The organism is Halobacillus yeomjeoni, from assembly GCF_020171525.1.
In the GTDB taxonomy this organism is placed as follows: Bacteria; Bacillota; Bacilli; order Bacillales; family Halobacillaceae; genus Halobacillus; species Halobacillus yeomjeoni.
The window spans coordinates 1,405,383-1,419,382 of the sequence record NZ_JAIVAI010000001.1 but is presented as its reverse complement, the minus strand read 5'-3'; the positions used below and the strand labels follow the sequence as shown (position 1 = coordinate 1,419,382).

Here is a 14,000-nt window from a genome sequence, read left to right as displayed (position 1 = left end):
TTCAATCATCCTTTCTTGAATAATACGGTATTATGAATATTCCCGTGCTTTTTCTGCTTAAACGTAGGTGGTTGATTTTATCCGTATCTCGACAATATTTCCTTGGAAATGATAGATTCCGATGGTTTGTTTTATATCACCTAAGGCGTTAAAAGAAGGGGGATCAGATAAAAATGACGGTTTTGTAAACAATTCTAGGAAACTGTTTTGTTTTCAAAACGATACCTTGTATAATACACATGGAGAGTAAGAAAGGATAATTTTTGATGAAATCATATGTTGAAACTTACGGCTTTATCATGTGGGCAGCAGCACTAGTCGCCACAGCCGGAAGCTTGTTCTTTTCAGAGGTTCTCGGTTATGAACCTTGTGAATTTTGTTGGTACCAACGGATACTCATGTACCCTCTTGTAATCGTGTACGGGGTGTCATTATGGAAGAAGAATCTCGATATTGCCCTGCCAGGATTGTTTTTAAGCGGGGGAGGAATCCTTGTATCCCTCTATCATTATGGGATGCAGAAGGTGCCGGCGTTGTCTGATGGAGGGGCCTGCGGTGTCGTCCCCTGCAGTGGCCAGTACATCAATTATTTTGGGTTTATCACAATTCCTTTCCTTGCAGGCGCTGCATTCATCATTATTTTCACCATTCACATGATCCTGGTCAGGAAGAAAAGGAGTTTGGAATCATGAAGAAAAGTATGATCATATTCGGAACAGGACTTGCTGTCTTGATAGCCGTATTGGCATTTGTAGTAAACTATCAAAACTCACAAAAAACAGAAGGCAATCCTTATGGAAAGGATGACCTTAAACAAGCTACGATCGATCAATTGGATGACGAAAACTATCAAAACCAGATTACGCCGGAAAAATTAGAAGATAAGCTTGAGTCCGGTGAGGATATTACCGTTTATTTCTACAGTCCTACCTGTGTACATTGTCAAAAAGCAACGCCGGTAGTCGCTCCTTTGTCAGAGGAAATGAACGTGGATCTGAAGAAATTGAACTTATTGGAGTTCGAACCTCAATGGCAGGAATACAACATTGAAGCTACCCCGACCATTATACATTTTGAAGACGGTAAAGAAGCCGCCCGTTTGATGGGGAACCAGCCGGAAGCTACGTTTAAAGAGTTCTTCCAGAAAGAAGTGTTGGAGGATACAGAATAAGCGGAGAAACAAAAAAGTGAGCGGCTGAGATCCGCTCACTTTTCGTTTATTCGTTTACATCAATCATTTGATACTTGGTGATATAAGCATCGCCGTCAATGAAAGAAGGTTTTTTCTTATGTTGGGGTCCGGACTTTTTATGCGCATCTTCGAAAGACTGAGAGTTCTTCCAATCTTCGAAGTCTTGAGCGTTTCTCCACTGGGTAAGGACGACGTAAGTATTGCCCTGCATAGGACGTAAAATGCGAATCGCTTGAAAACCTTCTCTATTTTCTACACTGCCAGCACGGTTTTTGAAACGATCTTCAAAAACAGGTCGTCCTTCATCTGCAACCGGGATATTATTCATGACCACATAGCCTTGAGGTTTGACTTCCCCGACTGAATCGACGACTTCATAATTGCGTCCTTCCTCAAAAATGGACAGGTTTTCTCCTTCGTAGTAGGCGACAGTTTTGTCCTGGTCCTGCATGAAACGGAGGTGGGCGTCTGGATGTTGTTGGTCTAATTTTTTTAAGTAATTCAATGTACCACTTGTCATCGAAACCTTCATTATAGAATTCCCCTTTCACTTGTTGATTTCAGTGTAGCAAGAGGTGATGAGCGGTCGCAAGTTTGAAGGATAGTCTAGAAAGGATGCACGAACGTGAATCGATTAAAACAACGATTGCCCAACTGGGCGTACTATTTCAAATGGCCTTTATACACCGCCGTATTATTCGCTGGTTTGTTTCTGATCGGTCTGGTCATCATTGTTTTCGGAGGTCGGTTTGTCGTAGATGAACAAGCGTTGGTCTTAGACGAAATGTCGACCGTTGAAACAAGGGATGGCCAATTGATCGAACGAATCTACACCAAAAACAGGGAAAACATATCAATCGATCACATCCCACAACATGTCCTAGACGCGTTCATTGCCATTGAGGATAACCGGTTTTATGAACATAACGGGGTGGATGTGAAATCCATCATGCGGGCTTTATACCGTGACATCATTGCAATGGAAAAAGTAGAGGGTGGAAGCACAATTACGCAGCAGCTATCTAAAAATTTGTTTCTATCAAATGATAAAACATGGATGAGAAAGACGAAAGAAGTCATGGCTGCATTTTACTTGGAACGTAACTATTCGAAGAATGAAATACTGGAGTTATATTTGAATCGAATCTACTTTGGTGCAGGTACGTATGGAATCGAAGCAGCTTCCCATCATTATTTCGGTACATCGGTCTCGGATTTGACGGTGCCACAAGGAGCGTTGCTTGCCGGTCTTCCCAAAGCGCCTAACTCATATTCGCCCATCGATCATCCTAAGGCTGCCAAACAGCGGAGGAATTTGGTCCTTGCCAGGATGGAAGATCTCGGTATGATTCCTTCAGAAAAGTTGAAACGTATGCAAGGAGCGACGTTGGCTGTAAGTGCGAAGGAAAATGAGGATGACACCTGGTCCAACAGCTATGTAGATCTGGTCATCAATGAAGCGGCGGACAAGTATCATATTTCCCGGGATGAGTTGAAGCGGGGAGGATATCGGATCATTGTTGAGATGGACCCTGTCGTACAGCGTACAGCATCTGAGCAAATGAAAAATGGAGCATTTGTGCCAGGATCCAATGGAGAGGTCCAAGGAGCATTGACGTTGATGGATCATTCAACAGGAGCATTGGTCGCTGCAGTCGGAGGTAGAGATTTCAAGCACGGAGATTTAAACCGGGTCACTACGAAACACCAGCCTGCTTCTGTCATAAAGCCTTTAGCCGTTTATGGTCCAGCCTTGATGACAGGACGGTACGAGCCCTTCACTTTGATATCCGACGAAAAGCAGAAATTCGAAGGTGGATTCGAACCCTCCAACCATGACAATCGTTATGAGGAGAGTGTGTCTATTTATGAAGCGATTATTGAGTCTAAAAACGTGTCTGCCGTATGGCTGCTCAATCAAATCGGAATTCCATACGCCAAAGGATATTTGGAAAAAATGGACTTGAAAACGAAGGATAATGGTCTCGCCATCGCTTTGGGAGGATTATCACAAGGCTATTCCCCACTTCAACTCACAGAGGCCTATAGCAGCTTTGCTAATAACGGAAACAAAGTCGAAGCGTACACCATCGACAAAATCCTGAATCGCGAAGGGGAAGTGATTCATGAACATTCCAAGAACAAAACAAACGTATTCAGTCCACAGGTCGCTTGGTATATGACTGAAATGCTGCAAACAGCAGTGAAAAGCGGCACTGCCAGTTCAGGGGTCTACGACAAAGCACTAGCGGGTAAAACAGGAACGCATGGTCACCCCTCTAACAAGGGAAATGCGCATGTGTGGTTCGCAGGGTATACCCCGGAATATGCAGGAGCTCTATGGATGGGGTATGACCAGGCAGACAAAGGATCCTGGTTGAATGGAAGCAGCGCTTACCCGACGGCGTTGATGAAAAAGATTTTAAACAAAATCGATCAACAAAAAAGTCTCACTTCTTCTTTCCAAAAGCCGGATGGAGTCGAAGCTTTGCCTCAACCGATTCAGTTACCTGTAATCAACGACCTTGAAGGGCAGTTGAATCTAGCAGGCCTGGCACTTCTCAAGGGGACACTTACATGGACCCCGGCGGAGGATGAGCGAGTTGTTTACCGTATTTACAGGGAAGAAGAGGGAGATGATGTAAAGGTAGGAGAAGTGACAGGAGAAGGACGTTACCAAGTCAGTGCCTTCAGTATATTCGATCAAACCACCTACTATATCATTCCTGTCGATCCACTGACAGGTAAGGAAGGGGAACCTTCCAATACGGTTAAATTGAGTTGGGACCTGTGATAATATGAACAATCTCATGACAATTCGGGTGTTTTTCTATACAGAGCCGGAATTTATCGGTATCATGGTAAACGGATATAAGACGTACGTGTAAAAGGAGTAGAAACAATGAATAAAATTAAAAATGATACGATTCTAAGAGCTTTTCGCGGTGAAGAAACTGAACATACACCAGTCTGGTATATGCGCCAGGCAGGAAGATCCCAGCCTGAGTACAGAAAGCTGAAAGAGAAGTATTCTCTATTTGAAATCACTCATGAACCTGAACTAGGTGCTTATGTGACACGCCTTCCTGTTGAGCAGTACGGAGTCGATGCTGCCATCTTGTACAAAGACATCATGTCTCCTCTACCGGCTATCGGAGTTGACGTAGAAATCAAAAAAGGTGTCGGACCTGTCATCCATAACCCATTCAGAAGCAAAGCGGACATCGATAAGCTTGGAACAATCGATCCTGAATCGGACGTCCCATACGTCATGGATACGATCCGTCTCTTGACCAAAGAACAATTGGACGTACCTTTGATCGGCTTCAGTGGTGCCCCATTCACTCTGGCAAGCTATATGATCGAGGGAGGACCTTCCAAAAACTACAATAAGACGAAGTCACTTATGTATAGTGAACCGATGACGTGGTTCTCGTTGATGGAAAAATTGGCGGATATGGTCATTACGTACGCGCGTGCTCAAGTGAAAGCAGGTGCGAGTGCCATTCAAATCTTTGATTCATGGGTAGGTGCTTTGAACGTAGAAGATTACCGCACTTACATCAAGCCAGTCATGGAGCGTATCTTCAAAGAGCTTAAAACCGAAAACGTCCCATTGATTCTGTTTGGAGTCGGCGCCCGTCATTTAGCTATGGAATGGAATGATCTTCCTGCTGATGTAATCGGTCTTGACTGGAGAATGTCTATTACAGAAGCAAGAAAAGCTGGTATTACGAAGCCACTGCAAGGAAATCTCGATCCTTCCATCCTTTTAGCCGATTGGGACGTGATTGAAGAGCGCACAAAGCGTATTATAGATGAGGGGCGTCAACATCCGGCGCACATCTTTAATTTAGGGCATGGGGTCACACCGGACATTCAACCAGAAACATTGAAGCGTCTGACCGACCTGATCCACACGTATTCAAAAAAATAATTTCGAGGTGAATCAACATGGCAAAAAAGCGTATGGGCCTTTTAGTGATGGCTTATGGCACACCTTATAAAGAGGAAGATTTAGAAAGGTATTATACCCACATCCGCAGAGGTCGTAAGCCTTCGGATGAAATGCTGCAGGACTTGAGAGATCGTTATGATGCAATTGGAGGAATTTCTCCGCTTGCGAGAATTACAGAAGATCAAGGGACGGCTCTCCAGGATGAGTTGAATAATATTCAGGATGAGGTTGAATTCAAACTTTATCTTGGATTGAAACACATCGAGCCTTTCGTCGAGGATGCGGTAGAGCAGATGGCCGAGGATGGAATAAAAGAAGCTGTTTCCATCGTGTTAGCCCCTCACTATTCCACCTACAGCGTGAAATCCTACAATGGACGAGCTAAAGAGGAAGCAGATAAACACGGAATTGAAATTCAGTCTGTTGAAAGCTGGTACGACGCACCAGGTTTCATCGATTACTGGAAAGAAAAAATCAACGAAGAGTATGCAAAGATGAGTGAAGAAGAAAAAGAAAAGGCATGCTTGATCGTCTCTGCCCACAGTCTTCCATTGAAGATTTTACAAGGAGGCGACCCTTATCCGGATCAGCTGAAGAAGACGGCTGAATTGATTTCAGATGCGACCGGAATCACTCAATATGAAGTTGGCTGGCAAAGTGAAGGGAATACACCGGATCCATGGATCGGACCGGATGTCCAAGACTTGACCCGTGATTTATACCATGAAAAAGGTTATGAGACTTTCGTTTATGCTCCGGTCGGTTTCGTTTCCGATCATTTAGAGGTCCTCTACGACAACGATTATGAGTGTAAAGTGGTCTGTGATGAAGTGGGCGCAGGTTACTATCGTCCCGAGATGCCGAATACGCATCCTAAATTCATCCACACTTTGGCGAATGTCGTCATGCAAAAAGTAAAAGAGTAGGGATTTTATGTCTGAGAATAAAAAAGTGGTCGTCATCGGCGGTGGAATCACAGGATTGACAGCGGCTTATTACCTGCAGAAAGAGTGCCGCAGTCAATCACTGCCGGTGGACGTCCAGTTAATAGAAGCCGGCCCTTCGTTGGGCGGGAAAATCAAAACAGAAAAAAGAGAGGGCTTCACGATTGAACGTGGGCCCGATTCTTTTCTTGAGCGGAAAAAGAGTGCAACCCGATTGGCTGAAGAAGTAGGATTAAAGGATTCACTTGTCCCTAATGGTACGGGGCAGTCTTATATTCTCGTCAAAGGCAGACTTCATAAGATTCCACAAGGGTCATTCATGGGAATTCCCACGAAAATCCGACCTTTCCTCTTTTCGGGATTGTTTACGCCAGCCGGAAAGATAAGAGCAGCAATGGATTTGTTCATTCCTAAGAAAACGGTCGAAGAAGATCAAGCTTTGGGCTTATTCTTCAAAAGAAGACTTGGAAATCAAGTGGTTGAAAACTTGATTGAACCACTTCTATCAGGGATTTATGCCGGTGATATGGATGAACTCAGTCTGCAGGCGACGTTTCCGATGTTCTATGATTTAGAGCAGCGTTATGGAAGCCTTATTAAAGGTTTAAGGAAAGAATATCCTCGAAGAATCCCGAAAAAAGGGGAGAAGAAACCAAGCATGTTCCGTACGTTGGAAGGGGGCTTGGGATCTCTGGTCGATTCTATTGAAAATCAGTTAGAATCAGGTTCAGTTCTCAAAAACACTAAGGTGGATCATATTGAAAAGAAAGAATCCGGGTACCATTTGTTACTGGATGATGGCAGTGTAAGGGAAGCCGATTCGATCGTAATTGCTGCCCCGCACTTTTCAGCTCAACGGATGCTTTCTCAATATGATTTCATGGCTCCATTCAAAGAAACGAATGCCACTTCTGTTGCCAATGTGGCGATGGCATTTGACGAGTCTGCTATTAAAAAGGATATTGATGGAACAGGGTTCGTCGTATCAAGAAACAGTGAATACAGAATTACAGCATGTACCTGGACCCATAAAAAGTGGCCTCATTCTACACCGGATGGAAAAGTATTATTGAGGTGTTATGTAGGTAAACCGAATGATCAGGAAGTTGTAGATTTGTCCGATGAAGAAATAGTCGAACTGGCATTAAAAGATCTCAATAAAATTATGAACATTTCTGACCGGCCTGATTTTTCTGTAGTTACCCGTTGGTATGACGCGATGCCTCAATATAAGGTAGGTCATAAAGATCGCTTGAAAAAAGTTTATGATCAGATGGCTTCGGAGTTACCAGGAGTGTATTTGGCAGGCGGTTCCTATGAAGGGATCGGACTGCCGGATTGTATCGACCAAGGAGAAGCCGCTGCAAAACAAGTCTTGTCTTACTTGAAAGACTTATAGAAAAACTGTCACATTCGTGTGGCAGTTTTTTCTATTTATTTCATGTAAGGGCTTGCAAGAACACTTTGGGATTAGTATGATTTTAAATGGAAACGTTTTCAATTACATAGAAAATTTGTAGGAGGAATCATATTGGCTACGATTGAAGATGTAGCAAAATTGGCTGGATTATCACGGACGACCGTCTCCCGTGTCATCAACGACCAGCCTTACGTGACAGATGAAAAAAGACAAAGAATCATGCAGGCTATGAATGATTTAGGATATGTTCCTAATTCTTCTGCTCGTCGGCTGCGCAGTCAACGTACCGATACGATTGCCGTAATCCTGCCTCGTATAACGAATCCTTTCTTCGGTCTTTTGATTGAGTCGATGGAAGAGAAGGCTTCAGAATGGGGGTACCAGATCATCGTATGTCAAACCCATGATTCAAAGAAAAAAGAACTGGATTACTTGCAATTATTGCGAACCAAACAAGTAGACGGGGTCATTATGACATCGAAAGTCAATGATTGGGAAACTATTGAACCTTACCTTGAATCAGGACCTATCGTTTTGTGTAACGAGTACATGGAGTCTGCTTCTGTTCCCATGGTACACATGAATCACCGGAAGGCCGCGTATGAAGCTACGCTGCATCTGATTGAGGAAGATTGTTCAAATATTGCGTATGTATGCGGTGGTGCAGAAAGTCATTTGACTCGTGAAAGGTGGAGAGGGTTTAACGATGCTCTTTCGCTGACAGCTTCTTCAACTAATGAACAGGTAATCATCGATTGGGGCATCAACGTAAAAGATGGGCAGGAAATCTTTCATTATTTGAAAGAAAATCACCCGGAAGTCGATGGGGTATTTACAGGATCGGACGAAGTTGCAGCAGGCATCATTTATGAGGCGGGGCAGTCAGAATGGCGTATTCCTGAAGATTTGGCTGTCGTAGGATTTGATAATCAAATGATATCGATGTTGATGGTTCCTCCTGTCACGACCATTGAGCAGCCTGTGAAGGAAATGGCAGCTAAAACGATAGAGATCATGGTCCAGGAACTCCATCATCCCGGGGTGAGATCATTTCAAACCTATATTTTCGATCATCATTTACTCCTGCGTGACTCCACGAAAAGAAAACAGGTGTCGGTACAATAAGAATCCATTGGATATGGGTTCTTTTTTTTTGTAATTAGGAAATGATTAATACTGATATTCTATGAGGGGGAGATGGCTACTAGCAAAGAAAGCCTTTTCGATTGCTTCTACTTATTGATAGGCTCTGTTATTAGCTTGGTGTTGTTATTTCACATGTGAGTCCCATGCTCTCGGTAAATAACGGACCGAACCCCTGATCCTAGACAATACTATATTTAGAAATCGTTTAAAATATCAACAACAGACTTTAACAGAGCTTATTGATAAACGATCTGTATGGAGGTGGTTTAAGGGAAGATATTCATATATGGGACTTGGATATCCCTGATTGCAAAAAAAAAAAGCAGCTACCTCAGCTGCTCCATCAACCATGTTCCATAATTATGTTTTTGTGGAATACTAAAATTATCGAGCCGGGTGATCGCATTCATCGCAAAGGTTACCATAACAGTCGGCTTTTTCCTGAATAACATTGCCACAGTTGGAGCAGAGTTTTTTCGGTAGGTTACGGAAGAATTCAAGAACATTCATCATTGAGCATCGCCTCCAAATTTTTTAAATATTTCGAATGTAAAATCATTGTATTATAACAATATGCAAAAATCAACTATGTGTTATAAAACAATATGTAAATAGTAAAAAAGATACAAGGAGTGAAATGTATGAAGGTGACCATTATTGGGTGCTGGGGAGCTTATCCGGCCCCGGGGAATGCAACGTCCGGGTATTTGTTTGAATGTGATGGCTTTACTTTATTGGTCGATTGTGGGAGTGGTGTACTTTCCAGATTGCAACAGTTTGTGAAGGTGGAAGAGGTTGATGCTGTGCTGCTTTCGCATTATCACCACGACCATATCGCAGATATAGGTCCGTTGCAGTATGCTTGTCTTGTCACCAATACGTTGAATGAAACAAAAAATATCCTTCCGATATATGGACATGATGAAGAACCGGAAAAGTTCCGGTCTTTGACTCACCAATATACGGAAGGGGTTGCTTACGATCCATCCCGCACTCTGCAAACCGGACCATTTACAATCGATTTCCAGAAAACTTCACACCCTGTTCCTTGCTATGGAATGAAGATCACTGATGGGACAAGCACAGTCGTGTATACCGCTGATACAAGCTATACAGATGATTGGATTGCTTTTTCCCACCAAGCTGATCTCCTTATTACGGATACGAATTTTTATAAAGGGATGGACGGAAAAGGTCCTGGGCACATGACGAGCACGGAAGCTGCCCGTATTGCCGCCAAAGGTGAAGTGAATACCCTTTGGTTGAGTCACCTTCCTCATTTCGGTCAGCTTACAAAATTGAAGCAGGAGGCAGAAGACGTATTCAGCGGCACCATTCAGATAGCTCAAGAAGGATTAAGTTGGAAGGGGCCAAAAGAGTAGAACAATTGTCTAATCTTAAGACAACAGGTAGAATGATGTACTAGAGGAAAGTCAGAAAGGGTGAGGAACATGTTGTTTATCGATCATGAGGGAATCAATGATCCGAGAATCAATTTGGCGATAGAAGAGTATGCGCTGAAAAATCTGGATATCAATGAAACCTATCTTCTGTTCTATATTAATGAACCATCGATTATCATCGGTAAAAACCAAAACACGGTGGAAGAAATCAACACGGATTATGTGGAAGAGAATAATATTCACGTCGTGCGCCGTTTATCCGGAGGAGGAGCGGTCTACCACGACTTAGGTAACTTGAACTTCAGCTTTATTACAAAAGATGATGGAAACAGCTTCCATGATTTTGCTAAATTCACGAAACCTGTGACGGAGGCCTTAAAACAACTGGGAGTCAAAGCAGAGCTTTCGGGAAGAAATGATATCGTTGCCGAAGATGGGCGGAAAATATCTGGGAATGCACAGTTTTCCACGAAAGGCCGTATGTTCAGTCATGGGACATTGATGCTGGATTCAGAAATCGAGAATGTAGTTTCTGCGCTGAATGTGAAAACAGAAAAAATCAAGTCCAAGGGAATCAAATCCATCCGAAGCCGGGTTGCGAATGTATCAGAGTTTCTCGATGAGAAAATTTCGATGGAAGACTTTAAAAATATGATCCTCCGATATATTTTTGATGTGGATGATGTCAAAGATGTTCCCCAATACAAGTTGACTGAAGAAGATTGGGAAAATATTTACGAGCTTGCAGAAGAACGGTATAAAAACTGGGACTGGAATTATGGGAAATCACCAAAATTCAACAGTCAGCACACGAAGCGGGTGGAAGGTGCAGGGACGTACGATATCCGCCTGGATGTAGCAAAAGGCTATATTAAAAACGCTAAAATTTACGGAGACTTCTTCGGTGTCGGTGATATCAATGATGTTGAAGAAAAGTTGATTGGAACGAAGTATGAACGTCAGGCGATATCCGAGGCTTTAGGAGATATAGACATATCTTACTACTTAGGTAAAATTACAAAAGAACAATTCCTGGAAATGGTTTACTGAAACCTCTAAAAGATCGATCCGATTTTGGATCGGTCTTTTTCTATGTCTCTTTTTGTAAAATTCTTGAATAGTCATTTCTTGCCAAGGTGTAAATTATACCTTATAATTAGACTGAAAATTCTTGATTTTAAAATGAATGACCATTCATTAAAGGGGGAGCACGTCTTGAATTTAAGTGAACAGTTGTCCCGAACCGCTCAGGAACACCCGTTGAAAGAAGCGTACATATTTCAGGAAAAATCCGTTACCTATAAGGAGTTTGATGTTTTAGTCAGCCGGTTTGCAGCTGAATTGAAAGAGCTCGGGTATGCTAAAGGTGATCATGTAGCTTTAGTCAGCGGAAATAGTCCGTTATTCATGGTCGGACTTTATGGAGCGCTGCGATGCGGTCTAACAGTGATACCAGTCAATCCGACATACACTGTAGATGAGATGAGTTATATTTTAAAAGATGCTGATGTCAAGGCGGTCATTACAATGGATGTCCTGATGGAGAAGTTTGAATATATGGATCATCTCCTCCAGGTCGAGCACTATATTTTTGCGGACACAGGAAGTGGAGTCGATGTCACAGGGTCCGTTTTATCCGAAAAAATGAAACCGTTTCCAAGTATGCTTCAAGATCGAAACCTTTCTTTTGAGTCCCCGGAATTGTCAGGAGACGATGTTGCTGTCATTCTTTATACTTCAGGAACAACCGGACGGCCTAAAGGGGCTATGCTCACACATACAAACTTGTATTCAAATGCCATCGATGTTTCGGATTATTTGAGCATCTCTTCTGATGACCGAGTGATTGCTACACTGCCGATGTTCCATGTATTCTGCCTGACTGTGGCTCTTAATGCTCCTTTGATGAGTGGAGGAACAGTGCTCGTGGTTCCAAAATTCTCACCACAGGAAGTATTTGAAGTGGCTGAGAAGCACAAAGCAACTATGTTTGCCGGTGTGCCGACGATGTATAATTACTTGTTAAAGACAGGAAAAGACTATGTCGATACATTCAAACATATGCGGATTTGTGTTTCTGGAGGTTCGGCGATGCCGGTTGCCTTGTTGAATTCTTTTGAGGAATTATTCAATGTACGCATCTCCGAAGGATACGGATTATCAGAAGCTTCTCCAGTGACTGCATTCAACCCGTTGGATCGTCCCCGTAAGGCAGGATCGATAGGTTGTGATATACGTGATGTTAAAAATAAGGTAGTTGATGAATTAGGTGATGAAGTTCCTACAGGTGAGGTAGGCGAATTGATTGTCAAAGGGAAAAACGTGATGAAAGGCTATTATAAGATGCCTAATGAAACAGCTGTTGCTATTAGAGACGGATGGCTTTATACAGGTGATATGGCTCGTCAGGATGAAGAGGGATACTTTTACATCGTGGACCGGAAAAAAGATATGATCCTTGTGGGAGGCTACAACGTTTATCCGCGTGAAGTCGAAGAGGTGATGTACAGTCATCCGGATATTCATGAAGTGGCAGTAGTCGGAGCACCTCATCCTGAGCTTGGGGAAACGGTCATCTCTTTTGTTGTTACGACTAACCCTCTGCTTAATGAGTCAGAAGTCATCGACTATTGTGCAGAACACTTAGCAAGGTATAAAATTCCTGCACGGGTAGAGTTTATGGAAGAGCTCCCCAAAAATACTACCGGAAAAATTTTACGAAGAAATTTGCGGGAATATGTTTCACAGTCTTAGAAATTAAATGGAACACTATTCACCTTTGGCTTGATAAAAGCTGGAGGTGTTTTTTCTTGTGGAGGTACGCAATGTTTTGTGCGGAAAGTCGCAGTTCAAATGGCAGGTCAGCCACCACTTTTATATTGATTTTAAAAAAAATGCCTTTATTTGAGACACTTAAAAGGTTCTTGATAATCAGAAGCTTCTTCTAAAACCGTGAGATGGGGAATAGAGAGGATGGGTGTTGTAAGATACTAACAATTGCGCAAGCGCTTGCGGTCTTCCGCAATGACTTTTCGGTGAATTCATTATGTGAATATACTAAAATAGTAAATAGATAAGCGGTGATGCTTATTGATCTCATACTATTTATGGTTTGGTTATCATAAATAGGTCAGTAATTTTCATTACTGATGAGTGTTATTGTATGAAAAAGCTTTTCATTGGAAGAGTCTTTTTCAAACGATTAATTCCCTCACTCAAAAGTTAACCAGTCGTCTCTTTTTGGCCAATGCTCCGATGAGCATTGGCTCTTTTTTTATTTTCGTTTCCTCGTTAAGATCCTTTCACTCTTCATTTAGGCTTCCGATAAGTGATCATGTTTTCTTCACGTGTCAGGTAATAGTCTCTTTCCGGGCGTTCATGTAACAAATCCAGCTTTTCAAGCTTATAATAATTTATCCGGCGGTATGGATCGGTTTCTATGACAGGCAGCTCCTCAGCCTGCTTGATGTATTCATCGACTGCTCTTTGAACGGTGTCGATCTCCCGGGCTAATTCATGATCCTTTTCTTCGAATAACTCATAGGTTTCCCGAGACATATAAAACTTTTTCTCAGGTTTTGCGTGGAGAAATGGGGAGAGAAGGTCATAGTCCAGCGTCAAATCTTCGTTGATCAGTACACTCAAAGGGACGTCGTGCTGCTTTTGATCCGCAAAAGCGTGGATGGCTTTACGGACATCATGGATGGAGAGGTCTTTGACTTCCAATGGTTCGTTCGATTGTTTTTTGCTGCGTTTCCACATGCTTCATTCCTCCTTAATAGAATGGGGGTGTTTCTATTGAAAGAAAATCCTGTCATTGAACCCGAACTTGATTTCTTTACACTTCTTAATCCTGATTTTGGTCGTAAGGAAAGAAAAGATGGTGATGAGTGTATTGGAAATGAGAAGGGTCAATCTTAACTGTAGTATATCAGAG

General features: G+C 42.6%; 14 protein-coding genes. 11 read left to right on the top strand and 3 right to left on the bottom strand.

Annotated elements, in window-relative coordinates; genetic code table 11:
- The first annotated feature begins 266 nt into the window (after positions 1-266).
- A complete protein-coding gene (locus tag LCL89_RS07355; RefSeq protein ID WP_224809238.1) occupies positions 267-692 on the top strand; it encodes a disulfide oxidoreductase in 426 nt (141 codons plus the stop codon).
- Positions 689-1,171 carry a thioredoxin family protein gene (locus LCL89_RS07350; RefSeq protein WP_224809236.1) on the top strand — a complete coding sequence of 161 codons (483 nt, stop codon included), beginning with the start codon at positions 689-691 and terminating at the stop codon, positions 1,169-1,171. The genes LCL89_RS07355 and LCL89_RS07350 overlap by 4 nt, the downstream gene beginning before the upstream one ends.
- Before the next feature lie 46 nt (positions 1,172-1,217).
- Here LCL89_RS07350 and LCL89_RS07345 read toward each other — a convergent pair whose 3' ends face one another.
- Positions 1,218-1,724 (bottom strand): antibiotic biosynthesis monooxygenase family protein, encoded by a 507-nt coding sequence (locus LCL89_RS07345; RefSeq protein ID WP_197315374.1) that lies wholly within the window; start codon positions 1,722-1,724, stop codon positions 1,218-1,220.
- A gap of 93 nt (positions 1,725-1,817) precedes the next feature.
- Between LCL89_RS07345 and LCL89_RS07340 the strand changes: the two genes are divergently transcribed.
- The 5 genes from LCL89_RS07340 to LCL89_RS07320 all read left to right on the top strand — a co-directional run bounded on the left by LCL89_RS07340 (position 1,818) and on the right by LCL89_RS07320 (position 8,639).
- Positions 1,818-3,986: a transglycosylase domain-containing protein gene (locus LCL89_RS07340; protein WP_224809234.1), complete on the top strand. Its 2,169-nt coding sequence runs from the start codon at positions 1,818-1,820 to the stop codon at positions 3,984-3,986.
- A gap of 108 nt (positions 3,987-4,094) precedes the next feature.
- Positions 4,095-5,129: a uroporphyrinogen decarboxylase gene (gene hemE, locus LCL89_RS07335; protein ID WP_197315375.1), complete on the top strand. Its 1,035-nt coding sequence runs from the start codon at positions 4,095-4,097 to the stop codon at positions 5,127-5,129.
- A 17-nt stretch (positions 5,130-5,146) separates the two neighbouring features.
- Complete coding sequence (hemH, locus tag LCL89_RS07330; protein WP_224809232.1) at positions 5,147-6,076, top strand: ferrochelatase; 930 nt, start codon at positions 5,147-5,149, stop codon at positions 6,074-6,076.
- A 7-nt stretch (positions 6,077-6,083) separates the two neighbouring features.
- The gene (gene hemY / locus LCL89_RS07325; RefSeq protein ID WP_224809221.1) at positions 6,084-7,493 is read left to right on the top strand and encodes a protoporphyrinogen oxidase; all 1,410 of its coding nucleotides are present in this window, start codon (positions 6,084-6,086) and stop codon (positions 7,491-7,493) included.
- 132 nt (positions 7,494-7,625) lie between these two features.
- A complete protein-coding gene (locus LCL89_RS07320) occupies positions 7,626-8,639 on the top strand; it encodes a LacI family DNA-binding transcriptional regulator (protein WP_224809219.1) in 1,014 nt (337 codons plus the stop codon).
- Positions 8,640-9,044: 405 nt separating this feature from the next.
- Here the strand turns inward: LCL89_RS07320 and yhfH are convergent, their stop codons facing one another.
- On the bottom strand, positions 9,045-9,173 hold the full coding sequence (yhfH, locus tag LCL89_RS07315) for a protein YhfH (protein WP_197315379.1): 129 nt from the start codon (positions 9,171-9,173) through the stop codon (positions 9,045-9,047).
- Positions 9,174-9,301: 128 nt separating this feature from the next.
- Between yhfH and LCL89_RS07310 the strand changes: the two genes are divergently transcribed.
- From LCL89_RS07310 to LCL89_RS07300, 3 genes are all read left to right on the top strand, one after another.
- Positions 9,302-10,042 carry an MBL fold metallo-hydrolase gene (locus LCL89_RS07310; RefSeq protein WP_224809217.1) on the top strand — a complete coding sequence of 247 codons (741 nt, stop codon included), beginning with the start codon at positions 9,302-9,304 and terminating at the stop codon, positions 10,040-10,042.
- A 69-nt stretch (positions 10,043-10,111) separates the two neighbouring features.
- Positions 10,112-11,113: a lipoate--protein ligase gene (locus LCL89_RS07305; protein ID WP_224809215.1), complete on the top strand. Its 1,002-nt coding sequence runs from the start codon at positions 10,112-10,114 to the stop codon at positions 11,111-11,113.
- 165 nt (positions 11,114-11,278) lie between these two features.
- Positions 11,279-12,817, top strand: a complete 1,539-nt coding sequence (locus LCL89_RS07300; RefSeq protein WP_224809206.1) for a fatty acid--CoA ligase family protein — start codon at positions 11,279-11,281, stop codon at positions 12,815-12,817.
- Positions 12,818-13,372: 555 nt separating this feature from the next.
- Here the strand turns inward: LCL89_RS07300 and LCL89_RS07295 are convergent.
- Positions 13,373-13,825 (bottom strand): DUF3939 domain-containing protein, encoded by a 453-nt coding sequence (locus LCL89_RS07295; protein WP_224809204.1) that lies wholly within the window; start codon positions 13,823-13,825, stop codon positions 13,373-13,375.
- Between the two features lie 36 nt (positions 13,826-13,861).
- Here LCL89_RS07295 and LCL89_RS16770 point away from each other — a divergent pair, with 36 nt between their 5' ends.
- Positions 13,862-13,984, top strand: a complete 123-nt coding sequence (locus LCL89_RS16770; protein ID WP_263620640.1) for a hypothetical protein — start codon at positions 13,862-13,864, stop codon at positions 13,982-13,984.
- Positions 13,985-14,000 lie beyond the last annotated feature (16 nt).

Bases quoted from the DNA above. Each gene is read 5' to 3' on its own strand.
- yhfH (WP_197315379.1), bottom strand. From the start codon at position 9,173: ATGATGAATGTTCTTGAATTCTTCCGTAACCTACCGAAAAAACTCTGC.
- hemE (WP_197315375.1), top strand. From the start codon at position 4,095: ATGAATAAAATTAAAAATGATACGATTCTAAGAGCTTTTCGCGGTGAA.
- hemH (WP_224809232.1), top strand. From the start codon at position 5,147: ATGGCAAAAAAGCGTATGGGCCTTTTAGTGATGGCTTATGGCACACCT.
- LCL89_RS07305 (WP_224809215.1), top strand. From the start codon at position 10,112: ATGTTGTTTATCGATCATGAGGGAATCAATGATCCGAGAATCAATTTG.
- LCL89_RS07350 (WP_224809236.1), top strand. From the start codon at position 689: ATGAAGAAAAGTATGATCATATTCGGAACAGGACTTGCTGTCTTGATA.
- LCL89_RS07355 (WP_224809238.1), top strand. From the start codon at position 267: ATGAAATCATATGTTGAAACTTACGGCTTTATCATGTGGGCAGCAGCA.
- LCL89_RS07310 (WP_224809217.1), top strand. From the start codon at position 9,302: ATGAAGGTGACCATTATTGGGTGCTGGGGAGCTTATCCGGCCCCGGGG.
- LCL89_RS07345 (WP_197315374.1), bottom strand. From the start codon at position 1,724: ATGAAGGTTTCGATGACAAGTGGTACATTGAATTACTTAAAAAAATTA.
- hemY (WP_224809221.1), top strand. From the start codon at position 6,084: ATGTCTGAGAATAAAAAAGTGGTCGTCATCGGCGGTGGAATCACAGGA.
- LCL89_RS07295 (WP_224809204.1), bottom strand. From the start codon at position 13,825: ATGTGGAAACGCAGCAAAAAACAATCGAACGAACCATTGGAAGTCAAA.